This is a genomic window from Neobacillus sp. KR4-4, from assembly GCF_042136325.1.
In the GTDB taxonomy this organism is placed as follows: domain Bacteria; phylum Bacillota; class Bacilli; order Bacillales; family Cytobacillaceae; genus Neobacillus.
In genome coordinates this window covers 12,183-27,935 of record NZ_JBHHJU010000028.1, presented here as the reverse complement: position 1 = coordinate 27,935, position 15,753 = coordinate 12,183, and the positions used below count along the sequence as shown (strand labels likewise).

At 33.4% G+C, this 15,753-nt stretch carries 24 protein-coding genes; 18 read left to right on the top strand and 6 right to left on the bottom strand.

What is annotated here, in order from left to right:
* Positions 1 to 10 precede the first annotated feature (10 nt).
* Positions 11 to 1,900 carry a site-specific integrase gene (locus tag ACE198_RS22415; protein ID WP_375377110.1) on the bottom strand — a complete coding sequence of 630 codons (1,890 nt, stop codon included), beginning with the start codon at positions 1,898 to 1,900 and terminating at the stop codon, positions 11 to 13.
* Positions 1,901 to 2,292: 392 nt separating this feature from the next.
* Positions 2,293 to 3,099 (bottom strand): hypothetical protein, encoded by an 807-nt coding sequence (locus ACE198_RS22410; protein ID WP_375377109.1) that lies wholly within the window; start codon positions 3,097 to 3,099, stop codon positions 2,293 to 2,295.
* Positions 3,100 to 3,501: 402 nt separating this feature from the next.
* Between ACE198_RS22410 and ACE198_RS22405 the strand changes: the two genes are divergently transcribed.
* Positions 3,502 to 3,654 (top strand): hypothetical protein, encoded by a 153-nt coding sequence (locus ACE198_RS22405; protein ID WP_375377108.1) that lies wholly within the window; start codon positions 3,502 to 3,504, stop codon positions 3,652 to 3,654.
* 83 nt (positions 3,655 to 3,737) lie between these two features.
* Positions 3,738 to 4,010: a hypothetical protein gene (locus ACE198_RS22400; protein ID WP_375377107.1), complete on the top strand. Its 273-nt coding sequence runs from the start codon at positions 3,738 to 3,740 to the stop codon at positions 4,008 to 4,010.
* Between the two features lie 175 nt (positions 4,011 to 4,185).
* On the opposite strand, the gene ACE198_RS22395 is transcribed toward ACE198_RS22400, so the two are convergent.
* Positions 4,186 to 4,395 (bottom strand): ribbon-helix-helix domain-containing protein, encoded by a 210-nt coding sequence (locus ACE198_RS22395; RefSeq protein WP_375377106.1) that lies wholly within the window; start codon positions 4,393 to 4,395, stop codon positions 4,186 to 4,188.
* A gap of 252 nt (positions 4,396 to 4,647) precedes the next feature.
* Between ACE198_RS22395 and ACE198_RS22390 the strand changes: the two genes are divergently transcribed.
* The 13 genes from ACE198_RS22390 (at position 4,648) to ACE198_RS22330 (ending at position 9,460) form a co-directional block, all read left to right on the top strand.
* Complete coding sequence (locus ACE198_RS22390; protein WP_375377105.1) at positions 4,648 to 4,962, top strand: hypothetical protein; 315 nt, start codon at positions 4,648 to 4,650, stop codon at positions 4,960 to 4,962.
* Between the two features lie 22 nt (positions 4,963 to 4,984).
* Positions 4,985 to 5,326, top strand: a complete 342-nt coding sequence (locus ACE198_RS22385) for a YolD-like family protein (RefSeq protein WP_375377104.1) — start codon at positions 4,985 to 4,987, stop codon at positions 5,324 to 5,326.
* Between the two features lie 77 nt (positions 5,327 to 5,403).
* Positions 5,404 to 5,589, top strand: a complete 186-nt coding sequence (locus ACE198_RS22380) for a hypothetical protein (protein ID WP_375377103.1) — start codon at positions 5,404 to 5,406, stop codon at positions 5,587 to 5,589.
* Between the two features lie 310 nt (positions 5,590 to 5,899).
* A complete protein-coding gene (locus ACE198_RS22375; protein ID WP_375377102.1) occupies positions 5,900 to 6,454 on the top strand; it encodes a hypothetical protein in 555 nt (184 codons plus the stop codon).
* Positions 6,455 to 6,635: 181 nt separating this feature from the next.
* Entirely contained in the window at positions 6,636 to 7,013 is a 378-nt protein-coding gene (locus ACE198_RS22370) for a hypothetical protein (RefSeq protein ID WP_375377101.1), read from the top strand.
* A gap of 94 nt (positions 7,014 to 7,107) precedes the next feature.
* Positions 7,108 to 7,359: a hypothetical protein gene (locus tag ACE198_RS22365; RefSeq protein WP_375377100.1), complete on the top strand. Its 252-nt coding sequence runs from the start codon at positions 7,108 to 7,110 to the stop codon at positions 7,357 to 7,359.
* Positions 7,349 to 7,501, top strand: coding sequence for a hypothetical protein (locus tag ACE198_RS22360; RefSeq protein ID WP_375377099.1), 153 nt, complete (start codon positions 7,349 to 7,351; stop codon positions 7,499 to 7,501). The genes ACE198_RS22365 and ACE198_RS22360 overlap by 11 nt, the downstream gene beginning before the upstream one ends.
* Positions 7,498 to 7,914, top strand: coding sequence for a hypothetical protein (locus tag ACE198_RS22355; RefSeq protein WP_375377098.1), 417 nt, complete (start codon positions 7,498 to 7,500; stop codon positions 7,912 to 7,914). The genes ACE198_RS22360 and ACE198_RS22355 overlap by 4 nt, the downstream gene beginning before the upstream one ends.
* Positions 7,911 to 8,144 carry a hypothetical protein gene (locus tag ACE198_RS22350; protein WP_375377097.1) on the top strand — a complete coding sequence of 78 codons (234 nt, stop codon included), beginning with the start codon at positions 7,911 to 7,913 and terminating at the stop codon, positions 8,142 to 8,144. The genes ACE198_RS22355 and ACE198_RS22350 overlap by 4 nt, the downstream gene beginning before the upstream one ends.
* Positions 8,141 to 8,362 carry a hypothetical protein gene (locus tag ACE198_RS22345; protein ID WP_375377096.1) on the top strand — a complete coding sequence of 74 codons (222 nt, stop codon included), beginning with the start codon at positions 8,141 to 8,143 and terminating at the stop codon, positions 8,360 to 8,362. The genes ACE198_RS22350 and ACE198_RS22345 overlap by 4 nt, the downstream gene beginning before the upstream one ends.
* The gene (locus ACE198_RS22340; RefSeq protein ID WP_375377095.1) at positions 8,352 to 8,765 is read left to right on the top strand and encodes a hypothetical protein; all 414 of its coding nucleotides are present in this window, start codon (positions 8,352 to 8,354) and stop codon (positions 8,763 to 8,765) included. The genes ACE198_RS22345 and ACE198_RS22340 overlap by 11 nt, the downstream gene beginning before the upstream one ends.
* A gap of 33 nt (positions 8,766 to 8,798) precedes the next feature.
* Positions 8,799 to 8,942: a hypothetical protein gene (locus ACE198_RS22335; protein WP_375377094.1), complete on the top strand. Its 144-nt coding sequence runs from the start codon at positions 8,799 to 8,801 to the stop codon at positions 8,940 to 8,942.
* Between the two features lie 287 nt (positions 8,943 to 9,229).
* Positions 9,230 to 9,460 (top strand): hypothetical protein, encoded by a 231-nt coding sequence (locus ACE198_RS22330; protein ID WP_375377093.1) that lies wholly within the window; start codon positions 9,230 to 9,232, stop codon positions 9,458 to 9,460.
* A gap of 200 nt (positions 9,461 to 9,660) precedes the next feature.
* On the opposite strand, the gene ACE198_RS22325 is transcribed toward ACE198_RS22330, so the two are convergent.
* The 3 genes from ACE198_RS22325 to ACE198_RS22315 all read right to left on the bottom strand — a co-directional run bounded on the left by ACE198_RS22325 (position 9,661) and on the right by ACE198_RS22315 (position 13,081).
* The gene (locus ACE198_RS22325; RefSeq protein ID WP_375377092.1) at positions 9,661 to 9,912 is read right to left on the bottom strand and encodes a hypothetical protein; all 252 of its coding nucleotides are present in this window, start codon (positions 9,910 to 9,912) and stop codon (positions 9,661 to 9,663) included.
* Positions 9,913 to 10,148: 236 nt separating this feature from the next.
* Positions 10,149 to 11,891 carry a DUF262 domain-containing protein gene (locus ACE198_RS22320; protein ID WP_375377091.1) on the bottom strand — a complete coding sequence of 581 codons (1,743 nt, stop codon included), beginning with the start codon at positions 11,889 to 11,891 and terminating at the stop codon, positions 10,149 to 10,151.
* A 488-nt stretch (positions 11,892 to 12,379) separates the two neighbouring features.
* A complete protein-coding gene (locus ACE198_RS22315) occupies positions 12,380 to 13,081 on the bottom strand; it encodes a hypothetical protein (protein WP_375377090.1) in 702 nt (233 codons plus the stop codon).
* 223 nt (positions 13,082 to 13,304) lie between these two features.
* On the opposite strand from ACE198_RS22315, the gene ACE198_RS22310 reads away from it, so the two are divergent.
* From ACE198_RS22310 to ACE198_RS22300, 3 genes are all read left to right on the top strand, one after another.
* Entirely contained in the window at positions 13,305 to 13,805 is a 501-nt protein-coding gene (locus ACE198_RS22310; RefSeq protein WP_375377089.1) for a transporter substrate-binding domain-containing protein, read from the top strand.
* Between the two features lie 71 nt (positions 13,806 to 13,876).
* Entirely contained in the window at positions 13,877 to 14,608 is a 732-nt protein-coding gene (locus ACE198_RS22305; protein ID WP_375377088.1) for a DUF5677 domain-containing protein, read from the top strand.
* A 58-nt stretch (positions 14,609 to 14,666) separates the two neighbouring features.
* Positions 14,667 to 15,521 (top strand): GIY-YIG nuclease family protein, encoded by an 855-nt coding sequence (locus tag ACE198_RS22300; RefSeq protein ID WP_375377087.1) that lies wholly within the window; start codon positions 14,667 to 14,669, stop codon positions 15,519 to 15,521.
* Positions 15,522 to 15,753 lie beyond the last annotated feature (232 nt).

Sequence of the window (15,753 nt, the reverse complement as noted above, 5' to 3'; positions counted from 1 at the left end):
CATCGCTTGTTTAATCTTCTTTAGTATCCTCAACATTTTCCTTTAATTTAATATTATTTATATTTTTCTCTAAATAACGGTAAAATGCTGTTTTGGCTTCCTTTTTTGTATCTCTGTCGGCCCAATAATAAACCGTTTCCGTAACCTGTGAATTTGGTGTATGGCCAATTTCTTTTTTTAAGTTGGCTGGGTTATACATGCCTTCTTTTGCCTCTTTTCCAATCCTTGCAGATATATAGGTATGGCGGAATGAGTGGAGTGAAAGGTCATTTTTTATTTTGTGGCCAAGAGCCTTGTTATAATGTTCGAACGTGTTTCTCTTTATATTCTGATTATTGCAAATATTGTCGAGCCATTTTAACGGGGTTTGGGAGATAAATGGACTCGCTTTCTCTGTTTCTGGGTTCACAAATAGAAAGTGTTTTCTTAAACCTATGGGTTTCTTTTCCTTCAATATTAAATGTCTTTCAATTAAATAATTTCGGAGTAGTTTCCCAAACCATGAATTATCAATCAATGACCTAATTTTTTGGAGTTTTACTTTATGTTCCATTGAAAAGCTAGAATCTGTCACTACAATGCCTTGTTCTTTACAATCTCGGTAGTACCCGATTGTTTCATCGACAATATGAAAGGGGTCTTTCATCAAATCGGAATTTTGAATTAATTCACCATGAAACATTTTAAAGAAGTCAACTGGTGTTACGAAAATGGATTCACATTCTTGCTCTAATAATTCGGGAATATTATAGACATCTCGTAGTCTTGTATGACGTTCTCCAGCCTTTTTATTTTCTCTTCTTTTATCTTCATAAGCTAATCTTTTCTTTACCCTGACATGAAAATTCAAATTTCGATCGAGGTAAATATCCATTTTATCCAATTCATCCCGTTCAATTTTAAACAAATCTTCCCAATGAACTACGGTGTATGATGAAAAGGGATTGTCTAGCCCTTGGTTTCGATGAATAGAGACACGTACATTTTTTAATAAAAGATTTAAGCATTCAGAGATCCTCATCCCAGTTAAAAGCAGAAGGAAAAACATACATTTACGTTGATGATTCTTGCCGAGGGTCTTTGAATCCGTTAAAAAAGTACGTAATTCACTTTCATAAAAAATTCGCTCCCTTTGGGTACTCGACGGTCCATCTTTTAATTTTGTGATGTTTGCAATATTAGGGTGACCTATCCACATAAAATAAGGTTTCTTTGTATGTTTGTTATAAAACTTCTCATATAGTACAACATCTGGTGTAATAAGGGGGAAGTGGTGACTCCATTTTTGGGATTTGCCTAACCAATCTAAATAGTCAAGCGTGAATTGCAAATTTTGATGAATAAACTTATTAGGATGCCGCCATGCTTCTTCATCCAGTTCAGCATTAAAACTTTCGGATATATGTAAAGGTATTACATTGTCAGCTGCTTTAATTTTGGTGTAAGGAGCACTATACCACTCATCGTATATTATCTTTACTGTATCCGTGTCCTCTATACCCCTTATATAAGGATGAACAGGGAGGTACTCCAATTCACTTAAGTCAACAGTAATTCTGTTCCGCAAATCTTTTGGAAGGACTGAAAGGTATAAGATGTAAGAACCTAAAATTTCCTTTGTTATTTTTTCCTTTCCATTCATACCATGTAACCTACAAAAATTTAGCCAGTGGCAAATAGCGTTAGCAAAACTATTGAGGTTTTCCTTCGAGCACTCATCATCAAATTTGCTTTTTAAATAATCTAAAGCTGGTTCGACTAGGAAACCTTTTGGGCTAAGGACAACTGATACTGCTTTAGGATCACTTTGATAGGTTTTGTCTTCATCGTGAGCATTAAAGACAGTGTACATCCCATTAATTCTCCGATGCTCTTTTTCTCTGTAATTGATATGTTTCAAAATGAGTATTCCTCCTGAACAGTAATTAATAGAAGGCATTGCAACTATTTATTGACCTTTAACGAAAAAAAGATTTTGTCTTAAAAATTATAATCTTTTGCGACTCTAAAAACTCACTTTCAAGATAACTAACTTAAAAGGATAGGGGAGACTATGGTTCGCTTTGGGGAAGATTTAGATTTGCAACATATCAGTTACTTTACATTATGTTTGACATGTTTTTGTACCTTCCATCATAAATGATATTTCAAAGTCTACCATAAGTTAACAGCGAAACTAGAGATAAATACAAACATATGTTCCTGCTATTTTTATTATAAACGAACAAGTTCTTGAAAATCAATGTTCAAAAATTTTTATAAAAAAGAAAAAGGGTAAAATTTTTCCCTTCTTCAATTATCACTTGACAAAAATTCAGTTATTTTTGCAATTTCTTGTGACAATTTTATAGCAAGATCCGTTTGTTCTATTTCTTCTGTTTTTTGGTGGGGAAGGAAATTTTTTAAACGTTTAATGATGACATCTAACATTTCCCTTAATTCCTGCTCTATCTCTTTATCTTTTGCCAGGATAAAGTCAAAATTTCGGTAAACATCTTCTAAGTTAGGGTTGTGGTAGAGGTCATCGTTTCCATAATAGAAGTCCTTAAAAAATTGATAATGCTTAATCCTAATAGGACCTAAAATCTCGTCTCGATGAACGTTAAATTCTTGTTCTAAGTACAAAATCAATTCTGCGTTTATACTTTTTGGGGTCCCACTAAGCTGTTTCCTTATTGTTTCTCCGCTATAACCATACGCATCGCCAATTATTTCATAAATCTTTTTTTTATTTTTTACATGTAGCTGTTTTTTTAACTTTTTTATTGCTTTATCTGTATTCCAGAAGATCATTTCCATAAGACTAGTTACTGATCCTTTTTTTAAAAAATGCTCTTTAAAAATGAACTCATTAAAAGGTTCAGTGTAATATTTATTAGCTATTTTATAAACTCCGCCCTTAACATTTTTGTACTCAATAACGAGTTTTTGATCTCGATCTAGCCGAATAAGGTCGATTAACATTTTTTCAGGCCAATCATAATCAATAAAGGAACTTATATATTGACAAATATGAAAAGAGGCTGCTTTTTTCTTTTTGTTATCTAACGCCAAAAATTCTTTAAAAAAATCGTAAATTTCCATAATTCCAGTATCCACGTTGTTCCTCCCAAAGTCCTTTTTTCGTTATTTTTTGTAAGTGGAAGGGAATTATTCAAAAATAGGTGAACAAAGGTTTTAGTTGGGTGGAGGTTAATTGCAAGAAAATTTAGAAGAAGTACCAGAAATCTAATGGGAAGAATTAATTTGTTCGTCTATATAGAAAATCTGTACAAGCAAAAACTAACCCATTGTGGATAACACTCCAGAGTAGTTACAGAAATAAGCCTGTTTTCACTAAAAAGGATTGAATAGAAGGATAAACGGTAAAACGCTGTATGTGCATCATAAACGTTACGAAAACATTAACGTGAAAACGGCTTTTGTGGACAGAGGACTTTTAATAAACCAACTAAATACATTCGGTAAACTTAAAACTTGAATCAGCAGGAGGAATTTATCATGGATTATGAACACAGCTATGATTTAAGCTTATTCGAAGACGATGTGATCAGAGCTTTACGGGAAGAAGGATTTATAAAAGACAATGAAGATGATAATGTTTGGAATAAAAACTGTTCGATGAGATTAGAGAAGTTACCCTTGGAAATATAGAGGAAAAAGAACATATAAGTGAATTTTTTAGGTCATTAGCCGATTTAACTCAATGGGCCATAGGCGTTTACCTTTGTGATGAATTGGAACTCATTGAGGACCCAGATGAAATTTATGAGGTTGTCGACACAGTAGTTGATTTTTCCTTGGGTTGGGATAGTAAAGAAAATGAATGGCATATGAATTTTAGAGTTAAAGACTATTACACTGAAGATTATTACTTTAAAATCTGGGCGGATTTTTATCCAAGCATGTTTTTTGATGCCAAAAAATTTAACCGCTTTTTACATGAAATATATGAGCAGGTAGATGAGCAATTACAAGAAATTGACGATGAAGACGAGGACGATGAATAACATTTAAAGATTCATAAAGAAGGATGCATTGCTTCAGGATTTACTCATTCTATAAACCAAAAACGTTATATACTCTTAAAAAGTTTACTCCAAATAAAAGGCAAAAAGACTATATTTTAAATCAAATAAAGAAATGGGAAGGAGTTTCATCTCCTTTCCCATTTTTCATTTCAAATCAACTCAAACGACCGTTCACTTCATTCTTAATTTTCTGCAGCTCCTCAAAAATTGCTGCCCCATTTACTTCGTAATCCGCCACTAGATGACAAATCGCCATTAGGCTTAATTGATTCATTGAATAGCCTGTTTCATCGTGCAAATCTCGGAGTCTATCCTTTAATTTTGGAGGAAGATAAATTCCAAACCTTTCCCGATTATCCGTCAATATTCATCACCTTCTAGGCCTTGATTTAAATGAAATTTCTTACTAATATCATAACACAAACATATGTTCTGTATCAATAAAATTCCATTCGTTATTGCAGGTCCGCAAATCTATTAAACGAAAAATAACACTATTTAGTGCTATTATATAAGGAACACACGTTCTTATAAAATAAAGGCAAGGTAGCTTACTTTAATAGAAAGGGGGACAAACGAAATCGAGACTGAAAACCATTTTTTAAAATTTTCATCTATGAAGCCATATCAAAACCAGGGCAGTAGAGGGTTTTATATTTGGGGCCTTTACGGAGAAAAGGAAGACGAAGATTACATTTACTTCTTTTTTCTTAAAGTCACAGAAGAATTTGAAATTCGAAATAAGGAGTGTTTAAAGAGAAGAAGCGATGAATGGTTGGATAGTCGAGGAAAGAGAGTTGATCATACAACGATTTTCATAACGATGAATGAAGAAGTATTATTGGCCATTCGAGATTGGTACTTTAATAACCTTGAACGAATCAAGCAACTATTTTTTGTAAGGAATAATTCCAACCAATTTATTCATTAGTTAAAGGAGGAGCAAAACAACGTTGATAAGGGATCGAGGAACAAAAAAATGGACAGCCTCTTTTATGATGCCTGAACACATACGTGAATTAAAGAAAATGATGAACGAGGCAAACAAGCAACCCCGTCCTATCTTGGATGAAACGGAGATTGAAGAAATGGAGCGATTGCTGCAAAAAAGCCTTATGCAAGGCACTTTGCTTCAAGTTACTACGTGGAAAGGTGGATTTTTTAATAAAAAGGTATGTCAGGTCGTTCAAATTGATTTAGTGGCTAAAATAATTGCTTTTCAGGATGAACTGCAATCCAAATTTAAAACTCCATTTTTTAATATTACTAGTGTCACAGAAGTGAATTCCTATTAATTGCATACAAAAGCTAGGAACTTATTATCTCTGTAATTGAATTAGTTCTCTCTATAAAAAAAGCAAGGAGGTAGGTCATGGGTAGAGATTGGGATGAAATAAGATTGAAAATGATGATGCAAAGGCATGAACATATGATGGAACTTATGAGGTTATCGGCTATTTCATCAACCCTTCAAAGTAAGCATATAACGAGCGTAGAAAAGCTTAAATTCATTGAAGACTTAACTAAAGAAATTCCGAAAAATAAGACTAGGGATTAACCAATGGGATAGAGTCATCAACATTCTGTCCCATGACTTCATCCTTTGTTCTGGAGGGAAGGTGGAACGGCTGGATACTTTTATCAATTGGTTAAGAGTCTTATTTTTAGTTATGACTCTAGGCGATACGATCGTGAATGTACGTAAATATAGGAAAACCAAAAGTAGTACTCAAATCAGTGGAATTGAATACCGAAAAGTACTTCGAGATTTAATATTTAATAACGTAATAATTTTACTAATGTTTTTAACAATAGTTTGGGAGGATTGGTTTAAATGACCACCTTAAAATTGAGGAGGAAAACGAATAGTGGGGACATTTTATACACTTGGAATCATTAACAAATTCGGTGCTCAGGCAACCAAAGGACCAACAAAATGGAGCCGTGAAAATCTAGCATTAACAGAAGCTGAATGGAAGGAAGCATTAGATAAACGAATTGATACCTCTATTTTCGATTTGGAATTGCAGGAAGACGGTACAATCAAAGGCTTCCTTAAAAATGATGTATTCAAGGAAAATATTAAGGGATTCTATGAAATTTTGCGGGAAATCCTAGGTGAACATAGAAACGGCAACTTCGATTATTACGAAAAAGGAATGTCCGAAGATGGAGAACTTCACGATATAAACGTTGAGGACGATGATGACGGGTATTCGTACGAGTGGGCCGATGATATAAGGATATTGAACAAAGATGGCGTGGAAATTCGAATAGAATGTGAGTTTATTATGTTGTTTCTGGAAGGGAAAGTTCTGGTCGAGGAGTTCTACACAGATCCTATCTTAATCAATTATTTGTTCCGCAATAGCAAGATTGATAATCCATTGGCTGGTGCAGTAATCAGTGCGGTGGTTGGGTAATGAGTGATAAAAAGAAACCATTTTTTGATGATGAAATAGCAAAAATCATCCGCAAGACTGGCGAACACCCTATGGAAGAGGCTTGAAAGCAAGGTACTTATAGTTTACAAGAATAAGGAAGGGGATATTGTTCGTAAATATCCGATGACCGAATAATGAAAGAAAGCGAGTGAGATAATTTATGGGCTTTTATACAGAAGCAAGAACCAAAGAGGGTAGATTGATTGGTAGTAAGAGTTTTCAGGTCTGGAATCCGAATGTGGAACATTTCTACAAATCGCTGGGATTGGAAAATCCTTACGGCCAATACAGCGGGGATAAAGGCGATATATCATTTACAGCTGAGCAATTATTGGATGCTTATAAGTATATAGAAAACATTGAGTTTTATAGCGAGCCAATAATAGAAAAACTCGATCCGTTTGTTGGCATGATCACCATTGTTGGAGGAGTCCAAAAGCTTAACTCAAAAGCCGAGAAAGAGCGAACTCTTGAATTCTTAGATATTTGTGCAGCAGTGGCCCTTAAAGAAGAGAGCGTCATCTTAAATATGGGTTAGGAGGACAGTAAGGTACTAGAGGGCTTATTTTTTACTACCGTTGAGGTCCGTGATGCAGAATCATTATCACACTATGATTTAAAGGAGGACGAGGATGAGTGATAATAACAGCGATTCGCAATTGGTTCTCGTCATAGAGCACCTTGAAACCGAGTATGAAAATTGGCGAAGGACGTTAAATGAGCATCGTATATGGCTTGAATCGTACGAAAGTAGTGATTCTGATTATGTAGAAGTAATCCAGGAATCAGTACAAAAATTAATGGATGAAAGTGATTATGCTTATGGATGCCTAAAGGCAGCCGAAATCCTGCGAAAACACTTGGTGGGCGACAATGGACCATAAAGAATTAAAATGGTTGCAAGAAACAGCAAAAATGTTAAAAGACGAAGCTATTCGAAAAGATTACGAAGAAATGATTAAGAATAGACCCGAAAGAGCTAAACATTTTGCCATGATTATTAATCAGAGGCGGTACGATAAATGACGGACGAAGAATTTTTGATGTTTGAAAAAGTAATGGGGGAAATACACAAACATTGGCATTGGAGCGATATAAGGACTGAAAGTGAAATTAGCGATTATCGTAGAGGTTACGAGCAATTAAAAATAAGTCAATTACCGCCAGAAGAACAGAGATACCAGCGTGAATTAAACAAGTTTATCGAAGGGTTAAATGGTATGTCGTCGACAACCTATTTAGCGGCTCGTCTAAGTGTTATTCGAAATATCGAAGATTTACAAAAAAACGAAACTGATGAAAAAGCCATAAAAGCCATTCAAAAAATAGTCGATGAATTTTACCGCTTGGTAAAAGATGCAAGAGTATCGGATGAACTTATGGAAGAAGCACGAATTAGAGCTAGTTTACCCCCATTTAGAAAAGGTGATAAAGAATGACCGATAAAAGGGAAATAGACATTACTAAACATCCGTTTTATATAAAGGATCCAGTCGCAAGGCAACGAGCACTAGATCAATCTGTCGAAAGGGCGAAGGAGATTCTGTTCCCATCGGAGCCGCCGAAAGAAATCAAATTCAAACGTGAGACACGGTTAGTATTTAACAGCGTGAAGGATTTCAATAAATTCTATAAGAAATGGAAGAAAGAACAGAAGGTGAAGAAGTGAGTGAACCACATACTTATCATCTCAGACTAAAAACAGGTGATGAAGTTATTTTCACTGCTGATATTACAGCAGGTGAAGTACGAACACTGCCTCAATTTGCGAATCAAGCCGAGTTCTTTAAGTTTTTCACGGAAAGAACAAAGGAAAGCGATTTACCGTTCATAATTATCAAAATCATTAAGCCGCCGCTGGTAAAGGAGGACGATGATGAAAGCTGAGGATATTATTGCAGCAATCGAATCAATGGATAATGGTGAAAGGATTAGGACGTTAAAACTGTTGCACGAAACATATTTTTATAGCAGAGAATTCCCTTCGAATTTGGAGGAAGAAGAAGATGAAGAATTAATGGTTGAAGAAAGAGCAAAACTCCCCGAATCAGAATGGGTAGAGCATGATTCGAACCGTTATAGTACGGTTGAGGAAGTGAAGGAACGGTTTTATCCGAACAATAACAAACCTATTAAACTCACGGGAAAAGACGCTCAAGATGCCATAGACGAGCTAAACGGTAAAGTGAATCCAGAAGAAGAGAAAAAGCGGATTAAGTTTCTTGAGGATTGCAAAAAGTTGTATGAGAAACATGAACGCAAACAACTGATAGGCCACATTGTTCCCTAAGATTACTTAGACAGTGATGATGAAATACGCAAAATGGCAGAGGAAGACGCAAATGAAGCAGATTTCATAATACCTCAAGCTCGTGAAAGATACATTGAGCACTTCATTAAAGGTTATAAAGAATCGCAAGAAAAAACATATAAACGATTAAAAGAATTGGAAAATAGCGATGAGTGACAGCCTTATTAATCGAATCGGAAAAAATTGTTATCGAAGAAATGAATAGGATATGTGGCGATATTGAAGGCATTAATTGGGATGAAGTCACCCTTAAAAATGATACCGACATTAATTAGCATAAACCTGGGATGAATGTTTACTTTTACGTGGATAATGAACACCCAAAAGAATAAAAGTTTTGCCATGATTATAAGCTAAATCGGGGTCTGCTCTTGATTGAAAATAAGGATCGAAAGCCAGTGAATTATAATATGGGGTAATCGGGAGGGTGACGATGTTTAGAGATGGACAAAGTAACCGATTGGGCTTATCTACTATTCAATGAAACCACTGATGAAGAAGTAAAGGCAGTGGCAATAATGTTATTAAATGGTGACTTATCCATAAAAGAACTAACTAAAATGGATTCAATCAAAGTTCACTTTAGTTCTGTGAAGAAAAAACGGAGAAAAGGCTATATAAAAAGTAAAGAGCTTAATAAGTTTGTAGAGGAACACTTAATACTAGGTGATTGAAGAAAAACAGCCAGATTACTTAACTGGCTGTTTTTTCGTTCCTATTAATTACACTGGGTACATATTAAATGCACTACATATAGCCCCGAAATTCCCTTTGTGGCTAGCTTGAATTGTCTCTTCTCGGACAGTTCTCCTTTTTGTGATAAGCTTTTAACAATAGGGGAACGATTGCAGTCATTCAAATAATACATTTATTTCTAAAAAGGCAAAACCCCATTGTCGTTAATCTTTTTCCGCTCCTGAACTTCTAAATCTAAAACTAGTTGCGTGATGTCATTGCCTCCATTCACTATAACTTGCTCCAATTCTAGGTCATAAGGCATTTCTTTTTTTATTTGCTTCCACCACTGGTAAGCAACGAATTCAGGCCGTTTACCACATAGTGGAAGGTTGTTCCGCTGCATTAATTTACTGCTGGCTTTGTAATGTATTTCAATTGTCACATTCATTATTTATCTCCACAAATTAATTTTTTTCTTTTCGATTTTCCTAATATAACCATTGCTGTTGTTATTGAAAAAGTAGTCTCAACCATACAACTACTTTTTACATTCGTCTTAATTCAGACTAAATCGTTTCCTTTTTCTATTTATATGATATGTAGATACTTAACTTTTCTATCTTGAACTGTTATTTCAAAACAATAAAGAATGACCGCCACATTGGACAATCACTCTCTTTTTAATTATGATTGGGTCATTTGATGAATTGTCATGTTAAATACCCTTTTTATTTCAAGTTTTAATTTCTCACTTCGGAGTTTTATAAATTCATCAAAATTACTTAATTTATAGTTAGTCTCTGGGATATAATGATTTGATTTAAAAAGTGGTTTGTTTGAAACACTATTTTCATACCATTCATTAAAAGGAGTCTTACTCTTTGATTCGTTCTCTCTCCCTTCAAGTATTTGTAAGTTAGAAATCGTATCTTTTATCCTTTGCCAGTTCTCAATTTCATCCTTTGAAATTCCCAACTTTTTTAAATTTGAGTTTTTAAACGTACTAGCTGGATGAATATGATCTTGGTGAAATTGTACCTGGCTGAACTTTAAACTAGGATAAAGTAAGGAAAGAACCATAAAAGTATAAGCACCTTTTTTATATTCAAAAATATTATCTATATCTTCATCAGTTAGATTAAGGCTTTTCTCAGCAGGTAATCTATGTTTTTGTAAAGTTTGTAACGGAAAATCAGGAGTTTTAAGGATATAACCATTACCATCTTGTTTTCTTAACACGTTCCTAATAGAATCAAGAACTTGGTCACCTTTTCCGCCATAAATCTGTTTTAGTAAACTAATAATTAGATATTTTCTAATATTAGATTTATTTTTTCCATCTAAAAGCCCACCCTTAAAAATGAAATAAGAAATGGGGATTATTGCATTTCTTGAGGTTAAAGTATCTTGATTAAATCCAAATTCAACCAATAAATCTACTGTTTCTTTTATAGCAGATTTTATCTTTTCCCAGTTTTCTTTTATTTTTATCACATTTCCTTTTTTAAAGTTATTCACATTAAATAAAACTGGACAATCAGTTAGGACTAGACAGGAACGCATTATAAAATCATTATCAAAGTCAAACTTTTCCCCCCTATTGTTAATTGATTTGATTAGGGCTTCTATTTCCTCACGAGCATTTTCCCAATTAGCAACGATTGTAGAGAATAGTAGGTCACTCTTGGATAAAACGGTTCCACCACTATTAACTCTTATAAAAATTTCTAAAACACTATCTAAATCTTGATCTATTACTTGAAAATAGTTTATAATTTTGTCTTGAGTAATACGTTGCCATAAGGTAGTAAGATTTTCTATAGCAACTTCGTTAGTGAGTAATTGCTTTCCTGTTGCATACCTTATAGAATCATTCGCATCTCTCCAAGTTAATGCCTCTTTTACTTTTAACCAACAATGATCAGAATCTGAAACTCCTGCTTCCGCATCAGTAAGAAATTTAAATTCATACGTTATATTTTCATCATTTCTTGGTTGATTCTTACATAAAATATTAAAATACATATATTTTTTAGGAAATGCATCATCATTATCCCATCTTGCCCTTGGTTTTTTACTAGCATGACTGCCTTGAAGAGCTAAATACAACGAACTTAATCTTTGTTGCCCATCTAAAATACCGATTATTCGGTCTTTCATCTCAGGATGAGGAGCCTTTTCATTCATAAAATTATCTCGTTCGTGATATTCTTGAATGAATTTATAAAAGGTATAAGAATTTGCAAGACTTTTTTCTACGTCCCAAAATAAAAAAGTCCCAATAGGATAGCCAAGCATAATTGAATCAAATAATTTTTCGATTTGTTCATGCTTCCACACAAATTTACGTTGAATAGCAGGGAGATAAACCTCATTATTACTAATTTTTGCAACTATATCCTTAATCGATACACTTAAGTAACTCAATGACTTCACTCCTAGAACACTTAAAATGGTCTATATTTCCTTTACGTTACCACAATTTAACTTATAATTGAATACTTGGTAATATAGATTTTATTTGGAATTTACAAAAAGATGTATAGTATGTAAAAAATCAAAATATGTGTTAATACAAGTGGCAATTGACCCTATCGAGAGCAACACACACAGAAGACCTGATTCTCGATCGGAGTGGAGATGGAAAGGGAATTTCGATGATTGGTAATACTGGCGATGTTGTTAGAAGAGGACCTTTTATAGGAAAGGATTCTATTTTGAATAACAAGTCTGTATCAAACATAAAAAAGCACCTTATCAGAACGGTGTTTTTATTGTTTTTTCTTATTCAACTAAAGCTGCCCGCTTATGGAGTGAACATTTCAGCGATTATGTTTCCTCATAGAAAAAGGGAGCGTAGATAACGATCCCTTTTTTTAACTAAAGCCCCTTTAGCTTTAATAAGGCTAGTTATATTACTTTTTTTGTTTTCGTTCTCGTTCTCTAAAGAGTTCCCAGGTTACATCCATAAACCACTTTACATTGCCATCTTTGTAATATCCATAGGGTTGGACCAAATAATCGTATTTCATCATATCTTCTTTTTGAAGCAATTCTAACAAGTACCCATAGCTAAGAGCTTGATTTTTACAAAGTTTAAATTCAGGGTCGTTAAAGATAATCTCCCTCAACTCATTTACATCTTCTTTTCGTTGTACTTTCTTGTCAGCACTGATTTTCTTGATTTCACGATAAAACTTATGCTCAATTTCTTCAATGGCTACATCTGCTACGCTGATGCCTTGATTTTCTATCCAAAGGTCATGAAGTTTTATGCCTACGTAAGTACCATTTTGAAGAACAAATAGAGTCAAACTCATCGGTGAGTCGAAATTTAATTTTTTGATGTTTTGATTATATTTGCGAACTTCAGCTTTAAAATCTCCCGAATACTCATTGTAGTAGTCTGCTGGGATTATATAATTTTCAAAATTATAGTAAGTGTAATAATAATAGACATACTTACACTCAGTATCACTAGCAAATTTCAAAAAGTCCTCGATTACATCTATGTTTAAATGAATTTTATCAGATATACTCAAAGAGCTTATTTCTAATGGGATTAAGTTATAGTTGCTGATTTTCTTTTTAAGATGCTCACTTTTCATTATCGACATAGTTATACCTCCAATAATAATTCTCTGTAATAATACCATTATTGCAAAAAAAGTAAGGTTGGCCTATAAGGGCTCTATTTTTATAAGAAAATAGTTACAAGTTTATGTTAAAATATAGATAAAAAGGGGTGTTAATTTGAGTCGATATTCACTTGTGATAATAATTTTCATAATATTCAGTCTTACGGTAGGTTGTAGCTCACAAACAACGAAAGAGAGCAGCATGACAACCAATGATAAGAGCAAAGAAGCTCATCAATTGGTGAAAAAGAACAAAGAAGAGAAACTTAAGTACAACATAGAAAAAATTGTGGTTCCTATCCAAGGAGATATGTTACCAGATGTTAAGATATATCAAGATTTTAATCTTGCGGTAATAAGAGAGATGGCTAAGGAAAACAACATAAAAGTTGAAACTAAAGCATTCCCTACTTTTAATGATATAAATATTGCCTTAGAGCGTGGGGATATTAATGTGATACCTGGTATTGTTCAAACATATAAAAAAGAAGAATTTGCCCTTACATATTCGTATTTTACAGGAGTAATATACCTTAGCAATGGAGAACAATTAGATTCCGAAAAAAGTTATTCAATGTTAGTCAGAAAAACAGATGATGAACTTTATAACTTTTTCAACGATATGATTTCCAAATTTAACGAAACAGGAAAACTAAAAGAGCTTCAAATTCAGTATTTAGGAGAACGAAACCATTTAAAATAATCTATGATTAAATCGAGGTAAAGGGGAATGAAAGTATAATCACCAATGGATAGTGGAAGGTGGAAAGCGGAATGAATGACACTGAATTTTTTCCTTGGTCTTTAGAAATATTTGACCACATTGAAGGTAGTGAGGAATTTAAAAATCTTGACCCTGTAATAAGTAAATATTTTTACCATGTTTTTATAAAGATTAAAAGAAATTACTTAGCTATTAATCATTTATTTAAAGGGGATTGGGAGAATAGCTATATTGAATCAATCCCTTTAATAAGAATACTCGCTGAGGGTTATTTTCATTTTTGCTATATTATTGAAGAAACTAACAAGTCCTTTATTCCACGTGGTTATAACAAACTAGCAGAGTTACAATCCTATACAGTGGCCAAAAATTACAATGATCTTGGAACAAACCTACTGCCTGAAGAGGAAGATTTTGTTCACAAGCATTATGATGAAATAAAAGTAGAACCAAATCCACCTCTATATTTATCTCGGATTAAGAGATTAGTTAAGAAAACCCATAACGAATACTTATATACAAGGGTTTATAATGCGTTTAGTAGTTACGTACATTTTAATCCAGCTACATCCGTTATATATGGTACCCAAATGGAAGGTAGATTTGTCTTTAATAATATAAAGGAAAATGAACCTTTGTTTGATTCTTTAAAAAGTCATACAGACGGGATTGTTATTATATTTTTTACTAAATTGATTGATTATTTAAAAATAGAGTCATTACAAGAAGAATTCGATAAATACTATGATAAGGATAAAAAGGTATTTAAATTTAAGCATTAACTTGGGCTGTAGACCTCATATAAACAGAAGAGGTCTGTTATAAGAAGGAGAAAAAAGGATGGAAAATTTAGAGGGATTCAAGCGAGAACCATTTCCTTTGCTGCTGACGGAAGATGAACTCAATTGGATAAAGAGTGTTCTAACTGGTCATTCTGAAACTGGTAGGTTAACAGAGGATGAACTTAAATGGCTAAAGCAGATAAGTGATGAATATGGTTTTAATTATGATGCTCTTATTCAATCATCTCCACACTATATTCGTTTAAAAAAAACATCGTATGAACGAAATAAAAACAAAGAGAATGTAAGAAAAGAGTTAGATGCCTTAAGGAACAAGATGACGAAATTTACCCCGAATGAACTGTTTGAACTTAGAAACCAAAGGATGAGGGAATGGTGTGGGTTTGAAAATTTCGCTGGTATCTATATCATTCATAATCATGAAAATGGCATGTATTACATAGGACAAGCGGAAAGAGTATTTGACAGGGCTTATAAACATTTTCTTGATGATAAAACGGGAAACTCTGAAATATATCATGATTGTCGTTCAGGAGATGAATTTATGATCAGTTTCATCCCTTTAGATAGTACGTCGTTTTTAGATTTAAACGAGTTAGAGGATAATGCCATAAGGGCTTATGATTCATTTCAGCATGGTTATAATAGGATGCCAGGTAATTATATGGAACAACTTTATTTGACAAATGATGATTACCAAAAAGTTGCGGAATTACTATTAGATAAACTAAAAGGAAAGGAATTGCATATAAGCCTTTCGAATACTCGTAAAAGGTATAATTTTATCGGTCATTTATGTGCAGAACTTGGATTGTCACTAAGTTCACGTTTAGCTCAAAACTTTGATAAGTTGATGAAGCTGCATAAAAAAAATAACAAAAAAAATAAATGAAGTTCCAATGGAACTTCTTTTTTTATTATCGGGACCAGTGCGGCTGCTCTTGAAGTTCTCAAAAGATTTCTTTTTTATAGAGGTAAACATTTTAGAGATTTTGTTCACTCCATTAAAATAGACCGTCTTTGTGACGATCGATTCTACAACTAAAGCACCCGTTAGTTTAAGTGAAACTGTTCACAATCATACTGCACAAAATGGAATGGCTTTATGACATTTTGATTTCTAA

Bases quoted from the DNA above. Each gene is read 5' to 3' on its own strand.
- ACE198_RS22405 (WP_375377108.1), top strand. From the start codon at position 3,502: ATGGATTATGAACACAGCTATGATTTAAGCTTATTCGAAGACGATGTG.
- ACE198_RS22390 (WP_375377105.1), top strand. From the start codon at position 4,648: ATGAAGCCATATCAAAACCAGGGCAGTAGAGGGTTTTATATTTGGGGC.
- ACE198_RS22380 (WP_375377103.1), top strand. From the start codon at position 5,404: ATGGGTAGAGATTGGGATGAAATAAGATTGAAAATGATGATGCAAAGG.
- ACE198_RS22370 (WP_375377101.1), top strand. From the start codon at position 6,636: ATGGGCTTTTATACAGAAGCAAGAACCAAAGAGGGTAGATTGATTGGT.
- ACE198_RS22365 (WP_375377100.1), top strand. From the start codon at position 7,108: ATGAGTGATAATAACAGCGATTCGCAATTGGTTCTCGTCATAGAGCAC.
- ACE198_RS22360 (WP_375377099.1), top strand. From the start codon at position 7,349: ATGGACCATAAAGAATTAAAATGGTTGCAAGAAACAGCAAAAATGTTA.
- ACE198_RS22355 (WP_375377098.1), top strand. From the start codon at position 7,498: ATGACGGACGAAGAATTTTTGATGTTTGAAAAAGTAATGGGGGAAATA.
- ACE198_RS22350 (WP_375377097.1), top strand. From the start codon at position 7,911: ATGACCGATAAAAGGGAAATAGACATTACTAAACATCCGTTTTATATA.
- ACE198_RS22340 (WP_375377095.1), top strand. From the start codon at position 8,352: ATGAAAGCTGAGGATATTATTGCAGCAATCGAATCAATGGATAATGGT.
- ACE198_RS22335 (WP_375377094.1), top strand. From the start codon at position 8,799: ATGGCAGAGGAAGACGCAAATGAAGCAGATTTCATAATACCTCAAGCT.
- ACE198_RS22330 (WP_375377093.1), top strand. From the start codon at position 9,230: ATGGACAAAGTAACCGATTGGGCTTATCTACTATTCAATGAAACCACT.
- ACE198_RS22325 (WP_375377092.1), bottom strand. From the start codon at position 9,912: ATGAATGTGACAATTGAAATACATTACAAAGCCAGCAGTAAATTAATG.
- ACE198_RS22315 (WP_375377090.1), bottom strand. From the start codon at position 13,081: ATGTCGATAATGAAAAGTGAGCATCTTAAAAAGAAAATCAGCAACTAT.
- ACE198_RS22310 (WP_375377089.1), top strand. From the start codon at position 13,305: ATGACAACCAATGATAAGAGCAAAGAAGCTCATCAATTGGTGAAAAAG.
- ACE198_RS22305 (WP_375377088.1), top strand. From the start codon at position 13,877: ATGAATGACACTGAATTTTTTCCTTGGTCTTTAGAAATATTTGACCAC.
- ACE198_RS22300 (WP_375377087.1), top strand. From the start codon at position 14,667: ATGGAAAATTTAGAGGGATTCAAGCGAGAACCATTTCCTTTGCTGCTG.